Source organism: Aliikangiella maris (genome assembly GCF_040719265.1).
Taxonomy (GTDB): Bacteria; Pseudomonadota; Gammaproteobacteria; order Enterobacterales; family Kangiellaceae; genus Aliikangiella; species Aliikangiella maris.
The window spans coordinates 246,944-271,542 of record NZ_JBFDAH010000006.1 but is presented as its reverse complement, the minus strand read 5'-3'; the positions used below and the strand labels follow the sequence as shown (position 1 = coordinate 271,542).

The following is a 24,599-nucleotide window of genomic DNA, read 5'->3' as shown; positions in this document are numbered from 1 at the left end:
TTTGCTTATTTAATGCCAATTCTAATTAGTATTAACTCTAATAATTATCAATAAATCGTCAATAATTTTATTCATCAATCATCTTATTCATTGTAGTCATTAAAGGCATAACGCTATCCGCTTATTACGTGCGGCTTCTGTTCCTTTAGGTCTATTAATTGATGTTGCATACAGTTTTAGTGATTGATAGGCGTGTTTTGGCAAGAGTGAAGCTTTGCTATTGATTTAAAAAGGTAATAAATTAACTTTCTGTCTCAGAATAAGGTTGAATTTGGCTTGGGCTGCGGCAGGATTACTCGAGTAAAAAGTCAATTGACGAGCGGTATTTTGTAAGTTGACATTATCGCCCAGTTTACGGGCTATTTCTTTAGCGACGGGCTGAGCATTTTCTAAAATAGTGACTTCTGCCCCCATAATTTGTGCGATTACCTCGTTTAAAAATGGGAAATGGGTACAGCCTAAAACCAGCGTATTAACTTTTTGGTCAATAAAGATTTGCAGCTCTTGCTTTATTTCAGCGATATGCTGAGGTTGTAACTGAGCCACAGTTTCAACCAGTTGTACAAATAAAGGGGTTGCTTTTTCGGTGATGCTGGCGTTTTCGGCAAAGCGTGCCTTGAGTCGTTGGTATTTTTCGCTCTTTAGGGTTGCTTTGGTGGCAATTACACCAATTCTTCCCTCTGGGGTCTTTTCTACCGCGGGTTTAATTGCCGGTTCGACACCAATAATCGGGATTGAATAATTGTCTCGCAAAACTTGTATTGCAGCAGCTGTGGCGGTGTTGCATGCAACCACCAAGAGTTTGATTGAATGCTGTAGCAAAAAGTCTGTTATTTTTTGTGATCTTTCTATGATAAAAGCTTCACTTTGATCTCCGTAAGGGGCATAGCGTGTATCGGCTAAATAGATAATATTTTCTTGAGGAAGAAAATCTTTTACTGCATTAAATATACTAAGTCCGCCAACACCCGAGTCGAAAATGCCAATAGCCTGCTGATTGCCCTTAGACAGCTCGCCAGATTGATTGTGACAGAGGTGACGATTGTGACTGAAGTGACGATTGCTGATTTTACACCTCGAAATAGCGCGACGCTTTGCCTGACTTTATATTGGTACGGAAATGGCCTCAGCCAAAACAATACCCTCAGCATAATAATTATTACAAAAGCGGATTATAGATCAAAAGGTTAAATTTACGCTAATCCTTTGCTAAGATGTCACTTTTAGCCAATTGCATTGAAAACTAGGAAGTTGTGCAAATGAAATTGATCACTTTGCGATTGTATACCGTCTTATTAGGGCTGTTCTTTTTGTTATCCGGTTGCGCTACCTATGTGCCTCAAAACTCCGATAATTTATGCGATATTTTTTGGGGCGAAACTGACTGGTATGAAGCGGCCAGAGAAGCTCAGCACCGCTGGGGAACGCCAATTTATGTCATGATGGCAATCATGCATCAGGAATCTCGCTTTATTGCTGATGCTCAGCCCAAACGAGACTGGTTTTTGGGTATTATTCCTTTACCCAGAAAGTCATCGGCATATGGCTATGCACAGGCTCAGGATCCTGCTTGGGAAGAATATCTTAAGCAAACCGGTAATGCCGGAGCCGATCGAGATGATTTTGAAGATGCAATTGATTTTATTGGTTGGTATACCGATGGTTCACAAAAGCGTTTGAAGTTATCAAAATGGGATGCATTTGGGCAATATTTAGCCTATCACGAAGGCCGCGGTGGATATGCCCGAAAAACCTTTAACCAAAAACCTTGGTTAAAAAAAGTGGCGCTGAAAGTCAAGCAACGAGCTGCACGCTATAATTTACAGTTAAAGCGTTGTCAAAAGCAGCTCGATGATGATGTAGATAGCTGGTTTTAGTTAATCACTCAAATTGAATAAACTGGCATTATTGTTGAGACTTAGTGGGTGAGGCTTTAGTTTGACTCAAGCGGTAGATTAGCAAGGCGGCTTTTTGTGAGTTTTGTATCAGGCTACTAATATCGGCCGTTTCATCCTTCGTGTGTCCCCCGGTCCCCATTAACCCTAATCCATCTACAACGTATTCGGCAGCAAAGGAAATATCTGCCGCACCGCCTTTCATATCCATCTTTGATTATCAAAAATCGCAACAGATGACATTTAACCAATAGCAGGGCAACATTTTTTCATCTAAAGTTCGATTCGTTAAACCGTTCAAGCCAGTAGTTCGTATTTGACTTTTATAATCTGCCGTGCTTTTAATGTCAAAACAATAATTAACAAAAACATGACAGCTAACTTCATTGGGATGATTTGAATGATTATTCATAGACGAATCAAATAACCACGTAAAATAATGAAATGCAGGAGTCTGAAGTGAGTAACAATAAAGGTCTTGATCCAAAAGCTTATACTCGGTTGCGACCCGGAGAAAAATATCCTCCTTATATTGCGGCCAGTGAATCGATTAGTGAGTTTACTATCAAGTCTGTCGGGCTTGGCATTTTATTTGGCATTATATTTGGAGCGGCCAATGCCTATTTGGGACTGCGTGCCGGATTAACCATTAGTACATCGATTCCGGTTGCGGTTATGGTTGTAGCCGTATTTAAAATATTGGGGAAGGCCGGTATTAAAAGCACCATATTGGAAACAAATATTGCGCAAACAACTGGATCGGCTTCAAGTTCGGTTGCCAGTGGTGTGATATTTACCTTACCTGCATTATTTATGTGGGGAATGGCGCCTGATTTGCTGCAGATGACTATTTTGGCCATGTGTGGCGGATTACTGGGTATATTATTTATGATTCCTTTGCGCCAATACTTAATTGAAAAAGAGCATGGTAATTTACCTTATCCTGAAGGTACCGCATGTGCGGAAGTTTTGGTGGCTAATGAGGTTGGCGGCAATAAAGCAAAATATATCTTTATTGGTATGGGCATTGCGGCGCTATTTAAAACGCTAACTTCGTGGATAAAGGTTATCCCCGATCATCTTTCGTTTAACGTTCCTTTGATTAAAAAAGCTAGCATCGGGATTGATCTTTCGGCTGCATTATTTGGCGTTGGTTATATCCTCGGTCCCAGAATTGCCGCAATAATGGTCGGTGGTGGTTTATTATCGGCGCTGGTTTTTATTCCCGCTATTGCTTACTGGGGAGAGTCACAAACCGTACCTTTATTTCCTGAGACGACTTTCTTAATTAAGGATATGTCTGCGGGACAAATTTGGACTCGGTATATACGGTATATCGGCGCAGGCGCTGTGGCAACTGCGGGTATTATCACTTTGATTCGCAGTATTCCCATGATGTTGGAAAGCTTCAAAGTCGGTGCTCGTCACTTATCGGGTAATGAATCTGCCACTCAAGTGCCCCGAACTCAACAAGACCTCCCAATCAAATTAGTGGCTGGTGGGGTCTTTTTGGTGATTCTGGTACTTACTTTGTTTCCCAATGCATTTGGTGCAGTAGGTGGCATGGATACGCGCCTGATTGCAGCACTGTGCGTCACACTGTTCGCGTTCTTTTTTGTGACGGTAGCTTCACGTATTGTCGGTTTGGTTGGGGTGAGCTCTAACCCGACTAGCGGTATGACAATTGCGGCTTTATTGGGAACCGCAACAATCTTTTTGACTATGGGGTGGACTGATGAAACCGGCAAAGCGGCAACTTTGATTGTTGGTTGCGTTGTTGCTATTGCCGCTTCTATTTCGGGAGATACCTCGCAAGACTTGAAAAGTGGTTTTCTCTTAGGCGCAACTCCCAAAAAACAGCAAATAGCAGAACTGATTGGTGTGATTACATCGGCAACATTTGTGTGTTTATCGGTTATGTTATTGGCTGAAACATTTGGCTTTGGCTCTAAAGAACTACCTGCACCACAGGCAACACTCATGAAAGTGGTTATTGATGGTGTCCTCGACCAAAATCTCCCTTGGGAACTGGTTGCAATTGGCGCTGGAATAGCGGTGGTATGTGAGCTTGCTAAAATTCCCTCTTTGCCGTTTGCCGTCGGCGTATATTTGCCGGTTTCGACAATGACACCTATTTTTATTGGTGGACTAATTCGACATTATTTTGAGAAAAAATCCAAAAGTTCGCAGCAATTGGATGATCGGCGAGAGCGTGGCGTGTTATTGGGGAGTGGCTTTGTCGGTGGTGAAGGTTTATTAGGCGTGGCTATTGCTGCTGTTGCGTTTATTCAAAGTAAAAAACCGGCTGGAATAGGAACTGATTGGGCGGGTAGCGAATGGTTAGCCATGCTGGCTGGTGCGATTGGTTTTGGATTGCTGGTATCTTGGTTTTTTAACCAAATTCGTCGAGTATAACTGTTTTAAGCTTATGACCTGAAAGTACTTTTTCAGGTCGGTTACCGGCCGTTTTTAAATTAAGCCGTGTACAATTAACCGAGTGTCTTTGGTAGGTTTTTGATAAATTAAAATTGAAAAATGACCGTCCAAAGACGCTTTAACTGCGAGTATTTGTCTTTCGTATCAACTGGTAATTTGTTCTCAATTGGTTCTTATTAAGAACTTTTCTCAATACTCTCCTCTCAATACTCTGCTCTCAATACTCACCTCAATACTCACCTCAATACTCACCTCAATACTTTCCACTCAGTAACGCACACTGACTATTTTACTGGCGAATTTTAATGAATATTTGTTGTTAAATTTAGGTATTGATAGTGAATATCTTATTTTTGGCATAAATTTTGATAATTTTTTTATAGCAAGGAAATGACGTTGTTATTATCTATTGCGTATTCAATTTAATCGGTAAAAAAGAATCATCAGCATTTAGCCCAGTAAACTTAGTGTTTTGCCGATCTTTTTTACTGTTTGAATTGGCAAAAAAATTGAATGCTGTCTATGCTAAGTAGTAGCTATTTTTATTAAAAATTAACAAGTTAGCACCTATTACTAAAAATGATTTATTCAATGAGTAAATGAGAATAATAGTGATAACTATCTGAAGGATGACGATAGTTTTGCAACCACAGGTGTATCAGTTTTGGAGAATGTTTTATGTCGTTTGTACGTAGGAGGTCTATTTCCAGACGCCTGGTCATAGCATCGGGTGGTTCCGTGCTGGTTTTGCTGGTGATATTTGCCTTTTTTGCCGTGAACTTTGTCAGTGATCAGACTCGTAAACAAATAGAGGAATCGATCGAAAGTCTGGTTTATGCCGAAAGCTTGGAAATAGTTAATTTCTTTGAATCCAAGCAATATTTGAACAAAACACTTTTCTCAAGTCCGATGGTGTTGGACTGGTTTTCTAAATATAACACTCGTCAACAACCCATGGGAGACGATCCAGAATACGATCGCATCATGAAGCACTTTAAGCTCTTAACAAACTCCGACCCAAAAGTGAAAAGTGTGTACTTTGCACATGCGAAAACCGGTGAATACTTTACCGAAACTGGTCGTCGTGAAGATAAAGAATATTGGGCCACTAAACGCCCTTGGTGGATTGATGCGATGAAGATTAATCGTGATCATGTCGGGAATGCCAGTATTGATATTTTTGATGGTGCCATCATAACCGCCATTCAGCATTTAGTGCATGATGAAAATGGTACCTTGATTGGAATCGGTGGTGTTGATGTACTTATTTCAACCATTGGTTTGAATATTTTGGATAAAATCAAATATCAAGGAAAAGGTGATGCCTTTTTAATTAGCGGTGATGGCAACATGGTTTTTTTTCCCGAATTGTCTATTAAGCAGTTTGGTGAAGGAACGCGACTTGAAGCTATCGATGAGCTGCAATCTTCCGAAAACTTTAAACTGCTTCAGCAGCGGATGTTAAATGAAGATAAAGGAATAGAAACGGTTAGTTGGAAAGGAGTCAAACATCGAGTTATTTTTCAAGACATTTCAATTGAAGAACCTTTGCTAAATTGGCATCTTGGCTTTATGTTGCCAGAATCCGTGATAGAAGAACCGATTAATAAAGTGGCCTTAATGACATGGCTGAGCGTTATTGGTACCAGTCTTATTTTGGCTTTAATTATTTATTTTGAAACAGCGACTGTACTTAAACCGCTCAATGAATTGGTTCAAGCACTTAAAAATATTGCGCGAGGTGAGGGTGATCTAACACAGCGCCTTTCGATTAAAAGAGAAGATGAATTTGGCGAGTTGGCCTATGAATTTAATTACTTTGTGGAACAGATCCAACAGTTGGTGACGCAGGTTGTTGGAACGACAGAGCAGGTGAATGAAGCAGCAATTGATATTTCCAATATGTCTTCATCAACGCAAACACGCGTCTTGCAGCAACTCGGTGAAATTGAATTAGTTGCTACTGCTGTTGCTGAAATGGTGCATACGGTAGAAGGCATTTCAAGCGGCGCTGAGCAAACTTCTCAATCGGCAGATAAGGCTGATGAGCAAGTGCAAACTGGTCAAAATGTTGTTCAGGGAGCAACCGGTAAAATTGGTAATCTGTCTGACGGGGTATTGCAAGCCAGTGAAGTGGTCGGCAAACTGCGAGCCGATTCGGATAGTATTAATGAAGTGCTGGAAGTGATTAAAAGTATTGCAGAGCAGACCAACCTGTTGGCACTGAATGCGGCAATTGAAGCTGCTCGCGCTGGAGAGCAAGGCCGAGGATTTGCCGTTGTTGCTGATGAAGTTCGTACTTTAGCCAGTCGAACTCAAGATTCAACTGAAAATATTCAACACATTATTGAAAGTTTACAAAGCAGTGCATTACGTGCTGAATCAGTAATGACAACAAGTCGAGATTTAGCCAAAGAAGGTGTTGATCAAATTGAACAGGTTAACGTTGAATTAACTGGTATCACATCATCGGTTGCCAATATTCGACAACAAGCAGAAGAAATTGCTTTGGCAACTTCACAACAGGTAACCGTTGCTTCTGATATTTCTGAAAAAGTTGAACATATCCATAGTGGCGCAAAAGAAAACACCGATTCTGTGAAAGTCATGTCGACTTGTGCTGATCAATTATCGGAAGAAGCCAACCGTCTAAAACAGGTTATTTCACGATTTAAAGTTTGATTAAGAATCAATTGTCTATATAACTGCTATATATGCAGATGTTCCTACAAAAGCCCCAGTCATTTTGATCGCTGGGGTATCTGATAATTTTTATTCACAACTAACTGCTGAGTGATAAAGTTCATCTACATTACTTCTTCCAGTAACTGTATACACACAGTTAACTATTCTGGTAAATATTTAATTCAACTTAATTGGCTTATATCAGTTTAGTCGACATGAATTCAAATAGTGCCTTGTTCTCACCTTAAAGAGATTTAATTCTTTTGTCATAATGCTCAGATAGGATCATCTCATTTATTAATTTTGAGACTTAACTATAAACATGAAGAAATACCTATTATTACCAATTTTTCTAGTATTAGGCGTGATTTTTTTAACTGGAGGATGTTCCGATTCTAGTTATGTTTCTGGTAATAATAATATTGTCACCAATGAAATCGGCTTGCCCGAAGTTGCAATAGAAGACCGAGTGAAAAATAAAGAATTTCAACTTTTAAATGAAGAAGCACCCGTTCCTCCAATGTGTTACACCAAAACTGAAGGTGTTAACAATCCCTGCTATGTATGTCACCAAATTTATACACCGAATGAAGAGTATCGAGTGAATAAACTAAACGATGGAGGCTTGCAAGGTGGGTATTTATTTTCCGACATAGGAACCGTTAATCATTGGAAAAATTTATTTGTTGATCGTTCTACTTGGAATAAAAAAATTACAGACAAACAAATTTTACATTATATAAATCAAGAAAATTATACGAGTTTAGTTGATGAATTAAATGCTAATCCAAACTGGAAGGGATTTATTCCTGATTTAAATGATTATCAACTATCCGCAAAAGCATTTGACTCTCAAGGAATGGCACTCGACGGAAGTGGCTGGGTTGCCTTTAACTATAAACCTCTCCCGAGTACCTTTTGGCCAACCAATGGTTCAACTGATGATGTTGTTATTCGTCTTCCTCAAAAATTCAGACAAATCCAGGGGAAATTAAATAATCAAATTTATTTAATAAATCTTTCATTAGTTGAGCTTAACATTAAGCAGCTTGAGAGTATTAGCATTCCTGAAACAAATGAGATTTTATTAAATCTTGATCTTAATGGTGACCAGCAGATTACGCAGAAAGTCTCAACATTGGTAAAACGCTCTCAGTTTGTTGGTGATGCAACAGATGTAGTTTTAGTTGCGCAGCAATTTCCAGAGGGGACTGAGTTTATGCACTCTGTTAGATATGTAGGCGTAGATGACAAAGAGCAAATACATGTTCCACCAAGAATGAAAGAGTTGCGGTACATGAAAAAGATTAAAACGCTGACTGATGATGAACTAACTGCTAGGTATGCCAGAGAACGAAAAGAAAAATTTTTAGAAGAGTTGCCTAGTTATGTTAATCACCATGATAAAGGTATGTCAAATGGAATGGGTTGGTTATTGCAGGGATTCATAGAAAATTATGACGGAAGTTTGCGCGAACAAAATTTAGAAGAAAAAATGTTTTGCATGGGGTGTCATGCCGCTATTGGTACCACTATTGATCAGACTTTTTCTTTTGCGAGAAAAATCGAAGGTGCTAAGGGGTGGGGATATATTAATTTAAAAGGAATGCAGGATACACCTAGTGTTTCTCAATATGAAGGTGAAATTCTTCAATATTTGAAACTCAGTGGTGGCGGTAATGAGTTTAGAGAAAATGACGAGATGCTGGCTCGCTGGTTTAACTCTGACGGTTCTGTAAATGAAGAATCAGTAAAAAGTGCTGATGTATATCAATTAATAACCCCTTCAAAAGAAAGAGCTTTAGCGTTAAATAAAGCTTACACCCATATTGTACGACACCAGAGTTTTATTTTTGGACGTGATGCAACTATTTATCCTGTAATTAATGTTCACAAAAATGTTGATGAAAGTGAGCCGCCATTGCAAAAGAATAGCCGTTTATTTGGCTGGGATATTCGAATTAAACAATAGCTCTCGACTTAAGTAATTAAATATTTTCAAGAGAGTTTTTAGGATATTGATTCAATTTATTTGACCGAGGAAAAGAGATGAAAAATAACATGAAATTTAAATTTGGGGTTTTAGCACTTGCTATATCAAGTGTTTTGTTTACTGGGTGCGCTGATGATGGGGATGATGGTGCTGTCGGACCTGCTGGCCCTGCGGGACAAGATGGTCAGGACGGTGTGAATGGTGAAGACTTAACCGCTGTTGCTAAACTCATTCGAATAGCAACAGTACCTCTTGGTGCTGAAATTACGGGTATTTATAAAACTGATAACGGTGAGTTATTTTTTAATGTACAGCATCCTGATGATGCTCTTCCTGCGCCAGAAAACAATGCCGCTGTTGGCGTTTGGAATGGCGTTGACTTTGATAACTTTGATCCAAGAACTCAAGATCTACCTGTACCTGCGGCAGACTCTGCAGAAGCGCAAACTGTTCAGGTTTTTGCGGGTGAGTATCAGGCATTAGGGCGTGCCGAAGATACTTTTGGCGGTGCATTAGCTTTCGGATTAGGCGCTATTGTTACAGCTGATGAGTCAGCTAAAATCAAGCAATCACAAGATCCTGATTTTAATGCTTTCATTCCAGCCAATGCAGATGGCTCACAGGGATATTTATTTACTGCATTTGAAGATAGGCCAGGTGCAATGAGTCGTTTGATGGTTTCTAAAGCCGATAATGGTACTTGGAATGTTGATGCTGCATTAAATGTTGACTTTTCAAGTGTAGCAGGAACTATGATTAACTGTTTTGGGACAGTTTCTCCTTGGGGGACGCCTTTAACTTCTGAAGAAAACTATGAAGCTGAAAATGCTGCTAACTGGAACAATCCTGCTTATTCTGATGGTTATCCTAATTATACGGATGTTCAAAACATACAAACTTATTTAGGAGGAACTTTCCCTAACCCATATGACTATGGGTATATTGTAGAAATTACTCAGCCAACTGAAGCTGCTCCTGTTCCTGTTAAGCAATTCACTTTAGGTCGTGTTGCGCATGAAAATGTTGTAATCATGCCTGATCAAAAAACCGTTTACATTACTGACGATGGAACGGATAAAGGATTCTATAAATTTGTCGCTACGACTGCCGGAGATTTAACTGCTGGAACGCTTTATGCTGCCAAGTTAATGCAAGATGCGACTTCTGATGTCAGTAAAGCTGGATTCGATATTAGCTGGATTGCTTTAGGTAGTTCTAATAATACTCAGATTGAAGGATGGATCAATGAGTATGATGGCATTGATGAAACTGACTATGTAGCGGATTCAACAAGTTATATTACTGATGCAGAAATTACTGATTGGGCTGAGAATGGAACTGGTGATGATCGCTATGCCTTTCTTGAAACATTAAAAGCAGCTAAAGCGAAAGGCGCAACAACTGAATTTAGAAAAATGGAAGGTATTAATATCAATTATGACGGTGTTGCAAGTGGAACCGTTCCATATATGTATGTCGCAATGTCTGCTGTTGAAAGAGGAATGGCTGATAGTGAAGGGGATATCCAACTACAAGAAAATCGCTGTGGTGCTGTTTATCGTTTTGGTTTAGATTCTAGCTATAATGCCATTCGAATGGAACCCGTCGTTGTAGGTGGTCAATATGACTCTAGTGCAGTTAATCGATGTGCTACTGATTCTATTTCTAACCCAGATAACCTGGTTGTTTTAGATGATGGCAAAGTCATTATCGGTGAAGATACTGGAAACCACGTAAATAACATGATGTGGGTTTATAACCCAGAAGGAAAGTAAAAACTTATTTCAATTAAGCTTTTGAAAGTGGTCACTCAAAGTAGTGGCCATTTTTATTTTGTGAAGTGTAAATAAAGTATCAAATATGAGCATTTCAAATATTGAGCTAACCTTTATTCCCTAGCCACACACTTTGCTTCTTGTAAAACCCAATGCTGTTGTGATTGTTGATGAATTAAAACGCACTGCTGGTTATTTTCCAGTATTAGCAAAAATAAATGCGGTGTTTCCAATGAGCGACCGACTATTGGTCCTTGAAGGGTTTTAATTGGTGTGCGCTCAATTGATAACTTGCTTTGTTGGGCGAATGCATTTTCTGTGAGTGTGACTTTACCTTCGGTAACAACTTGGCTCACGTATAATTGCAATTCGGCAATTGAGTTGGGAGTGTGTTTTGGAATGATAGCATCAACTGCTGAATAAATTGAGTCTGAGTTTTCTGATGCCGCGGGATCTAATGCTTTGCATCCGGTCAATAATAGGCTAAGGGTTGAGTAAACGAGAATTAAACTAAAATTCATATGTTTTCGTTTTGTTAACATATTATTGACCTTTGCAATTGTCATTTTATGAGTAAAATTAACCTCAATCGTTATTGTGGTATGCCAAATATTTTATCGTTGAGTTTAATGGGTTTATTAATTGCAATCCCGCTAGCCTGTGTTTTACCGGTGCCTTGTTGAGGGGAGTTATGATGTTTAACTGCTACTCCGGTTGGGGTAGGGCACGAGCCCGTTTCTCGGTATGTTAATGCCGCACTTAACAAAGACTCTTGGGGGTTACCTAATAAATGATTAAAGTCATCAGCAATCGAGCAACCATTGACTACTTCGCCAACTGTACCAGCGGTATTTACCGGAGAAAATCCATCAGAGTAATCACCAAAACCTTTATCATTTTCTCCACGGAATTGAATGGTGAAATAGGTCGTGCCGCAGTTATCTGTTGGATAAAAACCATAGGGTTTACCGCAAGTCGTTGAGCCAATGAGTATTACTTCAACATCAATTCCTCTTAGTGCATTAATAATGGATTCGCTGGCTGAGCAGGTGTCGTCGGTTGATAAAATAAAAACGCGGCTCAGGTTGAGTGTGGGTAATGACTGGCCTTGTGTTAAAGAAAAGCCTAACGTCGTGTTATAAAAAGGGGTTGGAGCCAGAGCACGTCCAGTTACTGGGTTAGTTGAAGTGTGTTTATCGTTAAAGCGTATTTCTTCAAACACTTTGTTATTCGTCGCATTAGCACCCGCTATCATGTAACTTAGTTGACTGGCTATTGCAAGCAATCCTCCGCCGTTATATCGTAAGTCGAGTACCAGATCGTCAATATTATCTTGTTGTAATTGATTAATAGCATCGACCAGTCCTTCTTCAGCCGTTGCGATATGCGCATTAAATAGCAGGTAACCAACTTTTCCATTGTTGGTATCAATTGTTGCTGTTTGCCTTACTGGTGCAGAAGTAATAATTGCCGAAGTCATTGTGACAGTCCGGTTTGTAGAGGCGCCCGCATCGCGCACAACAAAGGTATGAGTTTCACCTTCATTGGCCGGAAAAAGTCCTGCATTAATAATATTAACACTGGCCTGGTCATCGGCGTTAATTACATCAATGTTATCAATCATTAATATTTCTGTACCGCGTTCTAAATTGGCTCCTGCCTGAGAAGCCGGGGCATTTTCCTCGGTAAAGGCAACTAAAATCTTTCTTGGTGGCGCACTGGCAACAATCGTCCACTCGGCACCGTACCCGGCTGATTGTCCAGATTGCGATAGTTGTTCCCACTCTTCTGAGTCATAAGTAAAGTGAAATTTATCTTTATTGTTACCTGATGGCGATAACGCGGTTGTTTTTAAAACATTAAAATAGCTTTCGGTATTACTAAAGTCTGCTGGATCTTGATCAACAATTTCATCGTACCAAAGGTAGGTATTGTTGCTCCAGGCGCGCAACCAATGATTTTCTTGTAAAGTGGTACCTTGTTTATCGGGAAAAACGTTGCCTTGAGAGTCTGTGCCACTGCGCGGCATTTGGCAATAATTCTTAAATTTGCCTTCATTCTCAAATACGCCCTGTTGCCAACTTGGCGGTTGACTAGGATTAACATTATTGCTGCTACCACCACCACCGCAAGCTATCAACAAGGCTAAAGAAGTTGCTACAGATAGCGAGATAACTGGTTGAAAAGATTTATTTAAATAATTCATCATACGCTGTGCACCACGACATTAATCAATTTTAATGTGATTATTGCATGAAATATAACTGTGAAGGAGAGCAGGAGGTGCAATAATCAGTATGGAAGAATATATTGCATGTTTATTGCCTAGTTGGCAATACTCGTAGCCATAAATGTCTGTTTTGTACAGCGCTAAAGTCACCGAAATGTTGAAACAGAACCATTAATTATGTTTGTGATATTTTATTGAATAATTATTTTAACCTCGGTAAAGTTGATCACTACTCACTTTTTAAGGACAAAAATCATGTATTGCCCCGCTCATTTTCAGTTAGATGACGAAAAAATTATATTTCAATTAATACAGCAGTATAGCTTTGCGCATTTAGTTTCATGCCGCAATGGGGTGCTTGAAATCAACCAAATTCCGTTTTTACTGGATACTTCGCAACGTTGTTTATATGCACATGTCGCAAAATCTAACTCTCATTGGAAAATGCTTGAAAAAGCAGATGATTTGAAAGTCTGTTTTTCAGGGCCTGATGCTTACATTTCGCCAAATTGGTTTTCTCATTCTCAAGGTGTTCCGACCTGGAATTTTGTTAGCGTACAGATAACAGGTAAAGCAACCTTGATGGATGAAACACAATTATTACAGTTATTAATTGATTTAAGTGCTAAGCATGAAGCCAATCTAAAAAATCCCTGGACCATTGAGAAGCTTCAGTCTAAAAAACTGGATGCGATGCTAAAGGCGATTGTTGGGTTTAAAGTTTCAATTGACGCAATTGATGCAAAAGCCAAACTCAGCCAAAATCATCCGCCCGAAGAAGTACAAAGACTGATTGCTGGCTTACAACAACAAAATAGCCATGATGCTACTCAGGTTGCTGAATGGATGAACAGGTTTTTGTAAAACGATAGAAGTCACGATAACTTGCGATGGTTGTGTTAAATTCAACTATGCTTAACATAAATTAATCGTCTTTTATGTCAATTGAGTGAGTAATAATACAATTAACAGCAAAAAAATTCATAATAAGAAACTCTCGCAGTGGATTAATCAGGCCGTTAAAGATCATCAAGCAGGCCAATTAAGTGCTGCAAAAGCGCAATATCTTAAAATTTTACAACATGCTGAAGCTAACCCCGAAATTAATCATTTACTGGGCTTGGTTTGTTTGCAGTTAAAAGAGCTGAACGACAGTGTTCACTATTTGCAAAGAGCGGTTCAGCTTAATCCTAAAGAAATGAGTTTTACTCAATCGTTGGTTAATGTTTGGGTTCAGGTGGGAGAATTTGCTAAAGCCAAACAGCTATTACAGCAATTAGTGCAAGAAAATAGAATAAATGCCGAACTCGCTGATAATCTGGGATTTTGTCTGATTCAGCTGGGCGAATATAGCGCGGCGATTGACTGGTTGAAATCACGGTTAAACATAGATGCCAAAAATTGGCAGACTTGGCTATTACTAGGTAACAGCTATTTTCAAATGCAACAATTCAGCGAAGCCGCCGAGTGCTATCAGCAAGTATTGCACTTATCACCACATCAAATCGATGCGATGAATAATTTGGCATCAATTCATTTAAACCAACAACTAAATACTCAGGCGCTCGAATTATTATGCCAAGTTGTAGAGCTTAATCCACAGCATTTTATTGCCTGGTCAAATATGGCAAGTGCGCTAATTGCTATCAAACAGTATGATGAAGCGCTCAATTGTAGTGAAAAATCAATACAAATTAATGCTCATTATTCAGATGCTTATTTACTCAGTGGTATCTGCAATTCGGCTTTAGGGCGATTTGAGCAGGCTCTAGCGCGGTTCCAATGGTTATTGTCTCACCAACATGTCAGTCCGAATTTTTTTAACCATTTGGGAAATTTATATAAGCGGATGCAGATATTTGAACAAGCCGAAGCGGCTTTTAACTCTGCAATAGAATTAGATGAACACTGTATTGAAGCAATTTATAATTTAGGTATATTAAAAGCACTACAGCGTAATTATTCGGCAGCAATTGAATACTTTAAAAAAACATTAATACTAGATAAAGAATTTCATGCAGCACGTGCACCGTTATTACACATGTTGAGACAGGTTTGTCGCTGGGACGAAGCACAAGAGCAAGTTACAATATGTCGTCAGTTATTAGCCAATCACGTGGCGGTCGAATTACCACCGTTTAGTTTTATTACACTGGAAGATAGCGATGCTAGTGAACAACTGGCGATAGCTAATCACTGGTTTAAACAGCACGCACAAACGATTATACCTTTGCCCGCAAAAGGAAGTTCTAATGGAGAAACGCAACCACAAGTATTAATAAAGCAAAGATTAATAAACGAGTTATCCAAAAAACAGACTTCACATCAGAAAATAAAACTTGGCTATCTTTCGGCTGACTTTCATGAACATGCGACTGCCAGTTTGTTAGTGAGAGTCATTGAATTGCATGACCGTCATCAATTTGAAGTTCATGCCTTTTCCTATGGTGTTGACGATCATTCCAATATGCGCAAGCGGCTTTTAAATGCATTTGATTTTTTTCATGATGTGCAGTATTTCAATGATAAGCAAGTCGCCCAATTAATACAAAACCAACACATCGATCTGCTCATTGATCTTAAGGGGTTTACTCAAAATTCGCGGTCGCAAATTTTGGCTTATCGACCAGCCCCTATTCAAATTGCTTATTTAGGATATCCGGCAACAATGGGAAAAAAACTGGTTGATTTTGCGGTTGCTGACCGTTTTATTACGCAAAGCCAGTCGGCTCAATTTGAAGAGTCTATGTTAAATTTGAATTATTGTTACCAACCCAATGATGATACTCGTCATTTAGCAAGTAAGCCATCGCACTTTGATTATGGTTTGCCTTTAAACCATATTATTTTTGGTGCCTTTCATCAAAGCTATAAATTGTCCAAAGAAATGTTGCAAACCTGGAGTCAGATTCTTATCAATGTACCAGAGAGTATTTTTTGGTGTTTATCTGTTGATGTGGCTGCTCAAGCGGTGATTAAAAGTGTTTTCATTGAAAGCGGTGTTGATGAGGGACGAATCATATTTGCTCCCCGCTGCAGTCCAGCAGAACATTTAGCGCGTATTCAATTAGTAGATATAATGCTGGATGCTTTTCCCGTTAACGGGCACACAACAACCAGTGATGCGCTTTGGGCTGGTGTACCGGTGATTACCTTGGTAGGAAAAACTTTTATTTCTCGAGTCGCGGGAAGCCTACTACATTTTATGCAGTTGGACGAGTTGATTACCGAAAATCATCAAGCTTATCAACAAAGAGCCATTACCATCGCACGCTCTCCAGAGAAGCTTCAAGCGATAAAACAAAAAATACAGGTTCAAAAAAAATCTTCCCCAGTTTTTAATACTCAAGCCTATACCACAGATTTTGAAAAGCAATTGTTAAATATTTATCATTCCCATCATCAGATAAAAAATATTGAAGAATAATTTTTGTCATAATTAACTGGCTGTTGTCTTTAGTTACTGAATGTTAGTATTTGTGTTTATTTCACATCACGCTTCGTGCAAAATTGAAAGCAGATTTAAGACTCGCTCTTTAACTTGAATGAGTATGATTAAACGGATTGATGTAACATGAGAGGTTTCAGCTTTAGGGATATTTTAAGTGAATAGTTTTCAGCAGTTAAAACAAAAGATTAAGCAATGTCAGCTTTGTATTGGTGAATTACCAATGGGAGCCAATCCCGTTTTTCGTGCCGAAAAAGGGGCTAGAATTCTGGTTGCCGGGCAGGCGCCTGGTATTCGGGTTCATCAAACATCAATCCCGTTTAATGATCCCAGCGGAGTGAGGTTACGTCAATGGATGGGGGTTGATGAGGCGACTTTTTATGATGCCAATAAAATTGCGATAATTCCAATGGGATTTTGTTATCCAGGAACGGGAAAATCTGGCGATTTACCGCCGCGCAAAGAGTGCTCAAAAACCTGGCATCATCAATTATTAGCCGAACTTAACAGTATAGAATTAATTCTTGCTATTGGTCAGTATGCTCAAAAGTATTATTTACAAAATAAAATTAAGAAAAACCTGACAGAAACTGTAAAATGCTGGCAGAATTACGCACCACAAATTTTACCACTGCCTCACCCTAGCCCACGAAATAATATTTGGTTAAAACGTAATCAGTGGTTTGAAAAAGAAGTCATCCCTGAACTACAATTAAGGGTGTCAAATTTATTAGCGCAATAACTAAAAAAATACGGGACTGTTTAGTTTCAATTTTTTTGGTGATCAAATGATATTGTAAGTGGTCGATGGTCTAATCTTGATTGTCATTAAATCAGGAAGTTACGGGAGAAGAGGATGACTGTTGTTTATGATTGGCTCTCTGATGAATTAGTGCATGCAACTTATTCGGGCATTGTAACCGGAGAAGATTTGATCGCGTCAGTTCTTCATGTTGGTAATAGTATAAAGATGGAAAAGATTCGATATATTATTTCTGACTGGTCAAAAATTGGTGAATCACGAATTAAGCCTGATGATATCCGTCAATTGGCCGCTTATATTTATGCGTTAGCCAAAAGTTTTCCTGGTGTTAAAAATGCTTCGGTCGTTGCTGAATATGAATCAGGCCAAGCAAGGGCATACTTTTATGAAGTCTTAACCAAAGATACTTCTTGGCAGTTAAAAACTTTTACCTCCTTTGAGCAGGCATTGCAGTGGTGTTATGCCGATAAGGTTGAGCAGGATAAAACGCAAGGTTTGCTCGATAAAACATGATTCAATAGCGCTTAGTAATATAACAGAAAGAATCATTCAATTACTTTAGTTAATTTTCCCGCTATATTTTATTTTCATTATCAGAATAAACCTTATAAAAATCACAGCCAGAAAAACTTAAAAAACTGGCTGTGGCTGTTTTATTGTTTAATGATCGGATATGGATAATAATAATTTTATAGTTGCCATGCATATGAAAATTTCATAAACACTGAGCGACCTGTTTTTTCAATATGTGTAAGATTATCATCCTGATAGCCTTCGTCTGCATAACCCGCAAAAAATAAAGTTTGTGGATTAATTTTATAAGAATATAAAAATTGCGAACTGACACTTTTACTAGTGGCATTAACCGGTATTGTATAGTTTTCAATAGTGCGAGAAATATCGGTTTGTTGCATGGTAAAACGTAAGAAACTGCGAACATTCATTAAGTATGTGATGCGAAAATTTGATAATTTCGCTGTAAATAATTCGCCAGCTTGAATATCAAAGTTAACATGTCGGTAGTCAAGAGAAGTTTGCCAATTGGTATTAATTTGCCAAGATATTTCTGGAATTAAACTGGTTTGTTTACCAATTCTAGTATTGGCAAAATCAATGTTGTCTCCCCATTCATAACTTAAATAGAGTTTTAAACCACGTATTGGCGTAATAGTGAGATCTGAATACATATGCCGTTCATTAAAATAATAACCATTCCAGTATTTTCGACGTTTGATAATACCGGTTTCGAAAAGACTTTGATAATTACCCTCAACACCAAAATGTAGTTCTAGTTCTTCTTCCAGCTTTAGACCATCATTATCAAAAGTATGATCCCAGTCACTGGTGACTATTATTTTCTTCCACCAGGAATCATTGTTTTCGGGATACCAGCGATGGCTTAAACCAACAATCGTTTTATCAAAGTTTACTTGACTGATAAATCCTAAGTCCGCACGAAAATTTTTGTCGTATTCAATATAATCAATGTAACCCCGCCAATTGCGAGATTCATGCTTTAAACTTACTGTCAGTGCATCGCCGGTTTGAGTTTTTGGTAATTCGTAAAGTGCTGCAATTTCATTTGTATTCTGGGTGTCTGCGGACATATATTGAAGCGTCATTGAGTGATACTGATCAAGCCAATATTTGGCATCGATAGCAGTAACTTTATTATGGTACTCATCGGCTGTTCTGCGGGTATGTAATATACCAATATTATTTTTGTTGCCTAAATCATAAGAGTAGCGAAGCACCTGATTTTCACTTTTTTCTTCATTCAATCTGACAACTTCTGAACGGGAAGAGGAAGGTAATAAATAACTGGTGTGTTCGTCATTGGTGCTCATTAGTCCAAAGCTATGACCATTGGTTTGTCCTGATACTTTTAGCCCATAATCCGGCGCGATTATATTGCGAGTGTTGACCAGATTATTATTTGTCTCAAAATAATCGACACCATCTAAAAAGAAAGGACGTTTTTCTTCAACAAATATTGAGAAAGGGTTATTCACATCCAGTTGTGGTGAATCTGCTTCAACTTGCGAGAAGTCAGGATTTAAGGTGGCATTCAAATAAATATCTTGGGTGATACCCCAGCGTAAGTCTAAACCAAATTCATGTTCAACATCGCCTTCATTCCATTCATCAATTGACTGATCTTTATGATCAACCCGGTTTGTTACTAGTGTTGGTATTAGATTTAAATTTTTTGATGGTTTTGCATTTTTTAGTCCGACTAGCTGATCAAATTGACAAATATTGCAAGATATATCACGGTTAACTGGCGTGTTAGCTATTCTGTGGCGTACATCCCTTGGATAAAAACGTATTGCCTCAAATGCCCATTTTTGCTGTGTTTGACTCGCGGGAAAACGTAGGGCTTTTAAGGGAATTGACATTTCAACCAAATAACCCCATTCAGTGATTTGTGCTACACTATCCCAAATGGTGTCCCAATTCGAGTTGTCACCTTTAAAGTCTTCTTGAATAGAGTCCGCTTGTACGCCAAGTGCATTGGTAAAAAACTGAAATGCTTTTCTTGATTCGCCGAAGGTATCAAATTTAATGCCGACTAAGTCCGTTTCCCATATATTATCGCGATCAGTCAGGTAGTTGCGAATGGCTTTCGGCTGTGGGTCGAAAGCTTTAAATGCAACATAAATATTGATCCCGTTATCAAATAATAATACTTCTGTTGTAACGGGCGGTTTAGTGTTTTCTCCTGGTTGGGTTTCATAGTCCAGAGAAACGACAAGTGCTTGCGCCCATGCTGCTTCATCAAGAATACCATCAACTTCAATGTGAGAATCAATATGGGGAAGTTTAAATTGTTGCTTTTGCGTAGTTACTTGAGACTCAGCAACTAAATAACTACAGCAAAATAAACTGCATATAATTCCGAGGAATTTTTTTAAAATAGTGGCTTGCATTGAGGTTGTATACTCCTTTTTTCTCTTATTTTACCTTAAGTTTTATTGCATTAGGTAAAATGAGTCGATGACAAAAGCTTATAGTTGTTTCATTTTATTATATAGACTGATTATCAGTATTATATTTTTTCTATCCATTGGATTGTTTTTGATTAGAGACTTGAATTAATTTATCTCTAAATAGAATAATCAATAATAGCATTGGAAAATTTTTTGTGAGTGGACCAAATGGATGTAGCCAGAAGTCCGGCGAAATAATACTCAATAATAATGTATATAGGATTATTGTAATCATTTGCAGATGACAATTGAGTAGCAATTTTTTGCCGCTGATAAGCCAGAGGCCAAAGATTAAATTCATTGTACTTGCTAGGTAAATCAGACTAAGAGAATAATTGGATGATACACCAAAGTCTTTAAGTAATTTAAATCCAAATTGAAAGTCAAAAAATAGCGAGGTCAATGCTGTCCATATCCAGACAGCTGCAAGTGTTATTCGAATGAGAAAATGATATTTTTTAAAGCAAATAGATGGCACTTTAGACATAATCAGTTAGCTTGGTATTTGTTCGTTAAAAGGATTGTTTTAGTGTAAAGGTAACGGCTTAAAAATCATTAGATAAAATAAAATGATCATTGCGATAAATGCAGGAACACCTAAAAAAATCCAGTACTTAAATAATTGTTTAAACGACGACTGATCGCCGCGGAAATCATGCAGGCAACTGAGCTTGTGCAGTTGATATTGAATTAGAATAACAGGTATCCAGCAGCAGCCAACAAAAAGAAATAAACTGATGCAGGTAATAAACCAGGCTGATTGCCAGCTTATTTGTAACAATTCACTGAGTAAAAGTCCTGTGAATAGTTGAATAACAACCGCGGGTGCAGTAAAGATCCAATCAGCCAATATGACTATACGACTGGTGTGTCGAATGATTTTCTTATCTTGTGTTCGCACGGCCATCAACATAAAAAATGCGATACCTGCTCCCGTACCCATAGTGACAACGGCAGCGATAATATGAATCAATTTTAATAAATAATAATGTTCCATTATTTTTCCTTGTTGATGATTATTTTAATTCTCCATCTTAATCAAAATACTAACTGCAAACTAATTGAGTTGTTATTCCCATCGGATTCGCGATTTCATTAAATTCAGCTATTGAAAATAAATTAATGCAAGCCTGTGCGCCTGTTTCCAGCGCTTGACCTTGGATTAATTTTTCGGCAACAATGATGGCTGGAATTGTGGGAATATAAGGGCCAATACCGTTGGGAGCCGTTAGTAACCATTCTAATTGAAATCTTTTGTTTTTCTTTTTTCCGACTAATCTCACTGACATACCGCCAATATCACTACCGAAAAAATTAAACCATTGACTAATTTTTAATAGGTAATGCGCCTTATTTTTCCAATTTTTAATAATCTGTTTTTTGGTTAACCAAGCCATCAATACCATAACATGATGTAATAAAGTTAATTCAAGCCCCGCTTGAAAGGTGACAGTTTGTACGCCCCGATAATAAGCTGGAAAAAGCTGTAAATCTGGTACATCAACATTTGCCAGCCATCTGTGCCCAACGATTGAACCAAAAAATTTTTTCTGTGACGACATCCAGCCAAACTGCGTTTGCCATTGACCATTGATAAAAATTTTGAGTGGTTTTCCTGTATTACATAAAATGGCTTCGAGTGTTGCTAATCCTCTTTCTGCTTGATTTCCCGGAGCAATGGCAATTTCGATTGAATCTAACTGGTCAAACTCATGAAGATAAGTGGAAATTACACATGACGAAAGGCCGGGTACCGAACTGGCGCCACTGATAAGTGTTAATGGCTTAGCATTAAGTTGCTGATTGAGTTGCGCATTGAGTTGTGCAAAGTGAGATACAAAATGGCGATCATCTGCCAAGTCAATGTAATGACAATGATAAGCAATGCAGGCTTGTGCAACTCGATAGTCTTGGCCTTGAAATGGACCGCTTGTGTGAATTAAAAGATCGGGTGAAACTGTGCGGATGATATTAGAAAAATTAGTGTCATCGATATCAATTTGTAATGGCTGTACTGAGTGACATTGCTTTGACTGTTGTAATTGCTGGCACAGATTCTGTGCTTTGGAAAGACTTCTGCCTGCAATAAAAATGGTTAGCTCATTAATTTGAATAAGATGCTGTGCGATACGCTTACCAAAATTTCCATATCCGCCCAGAATAATGACACTTTTGATTTTTGTCTGCATCAATCACCCTGAAATTAAAATCTATTGACTATTGTCTCTGCTGCTGGAGTAAATAACGTATTATGCGATAAAAAGGTGCTGATGAATACAAAATATAATATCAATCCTTAGCCAAAAATTATCATGACAAAGAATGTATGTGAGTCTGAAAAGCTTAACGCAATTCTTACTGGTTTAATAAAGTGCAAGCTATCAGGTAACATTTTATCAATGAAAATTATATGCAGTGGCGTTTCGATTGTGATTATAACTGGTTATGGTATAAAGCCGCATAGAATGTAAAATAACCTTTCAAGAGACATAGTAATATGTCGCTTTTCTTGTTTAATTATTAGACAGTTTCAGTTTGGTGTCACACATGATAAATCGAGTTAGTAAAAAATTATTAGGGATAGTGTTAATATTAGTTACTTGGGCATGTGCTAATGCACAATCGACATTGACGTCATCCAATAAATCACATTCAAAACCCAAAAATATTATTTTATTCATTGGCGATGGAATGGGGCCAGCACACATTAAAGCGTTACGAATGTTTCAGGACAATCCAGCAACACCCCTTGAAGAGCCATTAGTGTTTGATCCTTATCTGGTGGGGAGCGTCAATACCAATGCTGCTGACAGCAAAGAAAATATTACCGACTCAGCCGCTTCGGCAACGGCTTATGCAAGTGCTCAAAAATCTTATAACGGTGCAATTTCTGTTGATTTAAACGCTAAACCACTGCGCAATCTATTTGAAAAAGCGCGTATCGCAGGTAAGGCAACAGGCCTAGTAGTCACTTCTCAGTTAACTCACGCAACACCTGCGGCGTTTTATGCTCATATTGACGATCGAGAGAAAGAAAATGCTATTGCTGATCAATTGATTGATAATCGATATGAACAAATGCCGTTAGTGGATATCGCACTAGGTGGCGGATTAACCTTCTTTCAACGGCATGATCGAAATATACTCGAGGAGTTTTCCCAACTTGGATTTGAAATTGTTAACCGGAAAGAACAATTGCAAAATGCCACAGGGCAGCGATTGATAGGTGTGTTTGCCAATAAAGGATTAGATAAATATTGGGATAGAACCATTAACCAACCTTCTCTGGCTGATATGACTAAAGCGGCACTAGATAAACTGACTGTTTTAAAACCAAATGGATTTGTTTTAATTGTTGAAGGTAGTCAGATTGATTGGGCTGCACATGCCAATGATGTGTTAGGGGTCATTTCAGAAATGCAGGATTTTGAGCGTGCAGCTCAAGTAGCCATTGACTATACAAAAGCCAGTAAAGATACATTAATGGTTATTACTGCAGACCATGAAACGGGTGGATTATCAATTGGCGCCAAAACCAGTGGCAAGCACTATCAATGGAATGTTGACTTTTTACGCCAGTTTAGTCTGACCCCGGCTTTTATTGCGACAAAAGTCTTGAATTCTAAAGCGATTATCCGCGAAGTCGAACAATCAATGAAGATTGAATTAAGTCAAGCAGAAAAGCAGTCTCTGAAAAAAGTCAACTTACAAGATTGGGATAGTATTCGAGAAAAGATTGCCAAAATTATTAGTCAGCGCAGCTTCACCGGATGGACGACTCAAGGACATACCGGTGGTGATGTTGCTCTCTATGCTCTGGGAGCAGGTAGTGAGCGGTTGCGTGGCCATATGGACAACACACAGGTAGGCGATGTCTTGGCTGAGTATGTCGCTGAGTAATCAGATTTTAATTGTTCGCTGAATCGGGTTTTGTAGCGACATAAAGGTTTCGGTATCGCGTATTTTTTCTATCGACTGAATTTTGCCGATTAATACCCATTGCAATTCGTCAATGGAGTGACAGATGACTTTTATAAAAATACTGAATTTCCCTGTTGTATAGTAAGCCTCAACAACTTCGTCAAAGGCTTCGAGACGTTTGACAACTTCAGGGTAGTCGCCCGCATTATTTAAGGTAATCCCAACATAGCAACTGACATCGTAGCCAAGCCTTTTAGGCTCTATCGCTAGTCGAGTACCGACAATGATGCCCGCTGACCGCATTTTCTCGATACGCACGTGAATAGTGGCTGGGCTCACCTTAAATCGCTTACCGAGTTCTGCGTAAGGGATGCGCGCATCGTCTAAAAGTGCGTTAAGAATCATTTTGTCCAAATTATCGATCTGAAAGTTTTGCATAGAATTTTTTGGTATATTTTAACGA

General features: G+C 38.6%; 19 protein-coding genes. 10 read left to right on the top strand and 9 right to left on the bottom strand.

Translation table 11 applies throughout. The features are described from left to right. Positions 1-225 precede the first annotated feature (225 nt). Positions 226-981, bottom strand: coding sequence for a glutamate racemase (gene murI / locus ABVT42_RS07930; protein WP_367023619.1), 756 nt, complete (start codon positions 979-981; stop codon positions 226-228). 278 nt (positions 982-1,259) lie between these two features. On the opposite strand from murI, the gene ABVT42_RS07925 reads away from it, so the two are divergent. After that, positions 1,260-1,877 carry a transglycosylase SLT domain-containing protein gene (locus tag ABVT42_RS07925; protein ID WP_353873951.1) on the top strand — a complete coding sequence of 206 codons (618 nt, stop codon included), beginning with the start codon at positions 1,260-1,262 and terminating at the stop codon, positions 1,875-1,877. A gap of 28 nt (positions 1,878-1,905) precedes the next feature. On the opposite strand, the gene ABVT42_RS07920 is transcribed toward ABVT42_RS07925, so the two are convergent. Further along, entirely contained in the window at positions 1,906-2,106 is a 201-nt protein-coding gene (locus tag ABVT42_RS07920) for a hypothetical protein (RefSeq protein ID WP_353873952.1), read from the bottom strand. Between the two features lie 248 nt (positions 2,107-2,354). On the opposite strand from ABVT42_RS07920, the gene ABVT42_RS07915 reads away from it, so the two are divergent. The 4 genes from ABVT42_RS07915 to ABVT42_RS07900 all read left to right on the top strand — a co-directional run bounded on the left by ABVT42_RS07915 (position 2,355) and on the right by ABVT42_RS07900 (position 10,784). Next, positions 2,355-4,310 (top strand): OPT family oligopeptide transporter, encoded by a 1,956-nt coding sequence (locus ABVT42_RS07915; RefSeq protein ID WP_353873953.1) that lies wholly within the window; start codon positions 2,355-2,357, stop codon positions 4,308-4,310. Between the two features lie 699 nt (positions 4,311-5,009). Then, on the top strand, positions 5,010-7,013 hold the full coding sequence (locus ABVT42_RS07910; protein WP_353873954.1) for a methyl-accepting chemotaxis protein: 2,004 nt from the start codon (positions 5,010-5,012) through the stop codon (positions 7,011-7,013). Positions 7,014-7,338: 325 nt separating this feature from the next. Further along, on the top strand, positions 7,339-8,988 hold the full coding sequence (locus ABVT42_RS07905) for a hypothetical protein (protein WP_353873956.1): 1,650 nt from the start codon (positions 7,339-7,341) through the stop codon (positions 8,986-8,988). Positions 8,989-9,077: 89 nt separating this feature from the next. After that, complete coding sequence (locus tag ABVT42_RS07900) at positions 9,078-10,784, top strand: alkaline phosphatase PhoX (protein ID WP_353873957.1); 1,707 nt, start codon at positions 9,078-9,080, stop codon at positions 10,782-10,784. A gap of 113 nt (positions 10,785-10,897) precedes the next feature. Here ABVT42_RS07900 and ABVT42_RS07895 read toward each other — a convergent pair whose 3' ends face one another. Next, complete coding sequence (locus ABVT42_RS07895) at positions 10,898-11,305, bottom strand: hypothetical protein (RefSeq protein WP_367023610.1); 408 nt, start codon at positions 11,303-11,305, stop codon at positions 10,898-10,900. 71 nt (positions 11,306-11,376) lie between these two features. Then, positions 11,377-12,993 carry a S41 family peptidase gene (locus tag ABVT42_RS07890; RefSeq protein ID WP_353873959.1) on the bottom strand — a complete coding sequence of 539 codons (1,617 nt, stop codon included), beginning with the start codon at positions 12,991-12,993 and terminating at the stop codon, positions 11,377-11,379. A gap of 276 nt (positions 12,994-13,269) precedes the next feature. On the opposite strand from ABVT42_RS07890, the gene ABVT42_RS07885 reads away from it, so the two are divergent. The 4 genes from ABVT42_RS07885 (at position 13,270) to ABVT42_RS07870 (ending at position 17,738) form a co-directional block, all read left to right on the top strand. Beyond that, positions 13,270-13,878, top strand: coding sequence for an FMN-binding negative transcriptional regulator (locus tag ABVT42_RS07885; protein ID WP_353873960.1), 609 nt, complete (start codon positions 13,270-13,272; stop codon positions 13,876-13,878). Positions 13,879-13,963: 85 nt separating this feature from the next. Beyond that, entirely contained in the window at positions 13,964-16,441 is a 2,478-nt protein-coding gene (locus ABVT42_RS07880) for a tetratricopeptide repeat protein (protein ID WP_353873961.1), read from the top strand. 178 nt (positions 16,442-16,619) lie between these two features. Further along, complete coding sequence (locus ABVT42_RS07875) at positions 16,620-17,204, top strand: uracil-DNA glycosylase family protein (protein WP_353873962.1); 585 nt, start codon at positions 16,620-16,622, stop codon at positions 17,202-17,204. A 114-nt stretch (positions 17,205-17,318) separates the two neighbouring features. Next, positions 17,319-17,738, top strand: coding sequence for a hypothetical protein (locus ABVT42_RS07870; RefSeq protein WP_353873963.1), 420 nt, complete (start codon positions 17,319-17,321; stop codon positions 17,736-17,738). A 176-nt stretch (positions 17,739-17,914) separates the two neighbouring features. On the opposite strand, the gene ABVT42_RS07865 is transcribed toward ABVT42_RS07870, so the two are convergent. From ABVT42_RS07865 to ABVT42_RS07850, 4 genes are all read right to left on the bottom strand, one after another. Then, on the bottom strand, positions 17,915-20,155 hold the full coding sequence (locus ABVT42_RS07865) for a carbohydrate binding family 9 domain-containing protein (RefSeq protein WP_353873964.1): 2,241 nt from the start codon (positions 20,153-20,155) through the stop codon (positions 17,915-17,917). A 130-nt stretch (positions 20,156-20,285) separates the two neighbouring features. Then, the gene (locus ABVT42_RS07860) at positions 20,286-20,702 is read right to left on the bottom strand and encodes a DoxX-like family protein (RefSeq protein WP_353873965.1); all 417 of its coding nucleotides are present in this window, start codon (positions 20,700-20,702) and stop codon (positions 20,286-20,288) included. A 39-nt stretch (positions 20,703-20,741) separates the two neighbouring features. Then, positions 20,742-21,212 (bottom strand): DUF2269 family protein, encoded by a 471-nt coding sequence (locus ABVT42_RS07855; RefSeq protein WP_353873966.1) that lies wholly within the window; start codon positions 21,210-21,212, stop codon positions 20,742-20,744. Positions 21,213-21,261: 49 nt separating this feature from the next. Further along, positions 21,262-22,404 carry a saccharopine dehydrogenase family protein gene (locus ABVT42_RS07850; protein ID WP_353873967.1) on the bottom strand — a complete coding sequence of 381 codons (1,143 nt, stop codon included), beginning with the start codon at positions 22,402-22,404 and terminating at the stop codon, positions 21,262-21,264. A 358-nt stretch (positions 22,405-22,762) separates the two neighbouring features. On the opposite strand from ABVT42_RS07850, the gene ABVT42_RS07845 reads away from it, so the two are divergent. Then, positions 22,763-24,115, top strand: coding sequence for an alkaline phosphatase (locus ABVT42_RS07845; RefSeq protein ID WP_353873968.1), 1,353 nt, complete (start codon positions 22,763-22,765; stop codon positions 24,113-24,115). On the opposite strand, the gene asnC is transcribed toward ABVT42_RS07845, so the two are convergent. Beyond that, positions 24,116-24,574, bottom strand: a complete 459-nt coding sequence (gene asnC / locus ABVT42_RS07840) for a transcriptional regulator AsnC (RefSeq protein ID WP_353873969.1) — start codon at positions 24,572-24,574, stop codon at positions 24,116-24,118. Positions 24,575-24,599: the final 25 nt, after the last annotated feature.

What these genes read in the sequence shown, in the direction of transcription:
- ABVT42_RS07925 (WP_353873951.1), top strand. Translation starts at nt 1,260, where the DNA reads ATGAAATTGATCACTTTGCGATTGTATACCGTCTTATTAGGGCTGTTC.
- ABVT42_RS07920 (WP_353873952.1), bottom strand. Translation starts at nt 2,106, where the DNA reads ATGGATATGAAAGGCGGTGCGGCAGATATTTCCTTTGCTGCCGAATAC.
- ABVT42_RS07910 (WP_353873954.1), top strand. Translation starts at nt 5,010, where the DNA reads ATGTCGTTTGTACGTAGGAGGTCTATTTCCAGACGCCTGGTCATAGCA.
- ABVT42_RS07905 (WP_353873956.1), top strand. Translation starts at nt 7,339, where the DNA reads ATGAAGAAATACCTATTATTACCAATTTTTCTAGTATTAGGCGTGATT.
- ABVT42_RS07900 (WP_353873957.1), top strand. Translation starts at nt 9,078, where the DNA reads ATGAAATTTAAATTTGGGGTTTTAGCACTTGCTATATCAAGTGTTTTG.
- ABVT42_RS07895 (WP_367023610.1), bottom strand. Translation starts at nt 11,305, where the DNA reads ATGAATTTTAGTTTAATTCTCGTTTACTCAACCCTTAGCCTATTATTG.
- ABVT42_RS07890 (WP_353873959.1), bottom strand. Translation starts at nt 12,993, where the DNA reads ATGATGAATTATTTAAATAAATCTTTTCAACCAGTTATCTCGCTATCT.
- ABVT42_RS07885 (WP_353873960.1), top strand. Translation starts at nt 13,270, where the DNA reads ATGTATTGCCCCGCTCATTTTCAGTTAGATGACGAAAAAATTATATTT.
- ABVT42_RS07870 (WP_353873963.1), top strand. Translation starts at nt 17,319, where the DNA reads ATGACTGTTGTTTATGATTGGCTCTCTGATGAATTAGTGCATGCAACT.
- ABVT42_RS07865 (WP_353873964.1), bottom strand. Translation starts at nt 20,155, where the DNA reads ATGCAAGCCACTATTTTAAAAAAATTCCTCGGAATTATATGCAGTTTA.
- ABVT42_RS07860 (WP_353873965.1), bottom strand. Translation starts at nt 20,702, where the DNA reads ATGTCTAAAGTGCCATCTATTTGCTTTAAAAAATATCATTTTCTCATT.
- ABVT42_RS07855 (WP_353873966.1), bottom strand. Translation starts at nt 21,212, where the DNA reads ATGGAACATTATTATTTATTAAAATTGATTCATATTATCGCTGCCGTT.
- ABVT42_RS07850 (WP_353873967.1), bottom strand. Translation starts at nt 22,404, where the DNA reads ATGCAGACAAAAATCAAAAGTGTCATTATTCTGGGCGGATATGGAAAT.
- ABVT42_RS07845 (WP_353873968.1), top strand. Translation starts at nt 22,763, where the DNA reads ATGATAAATCGAGTTAGTAAAAAATTATTAGGGATAGTGTTAATATTA.
- asnC (WP_353873969.1), bottom strand. Translation starts at nt 24,574, where the DNA reads ATGCAAAACTTTCAGATCGATAATTTGGACAAAATGATTCTTAACGCA.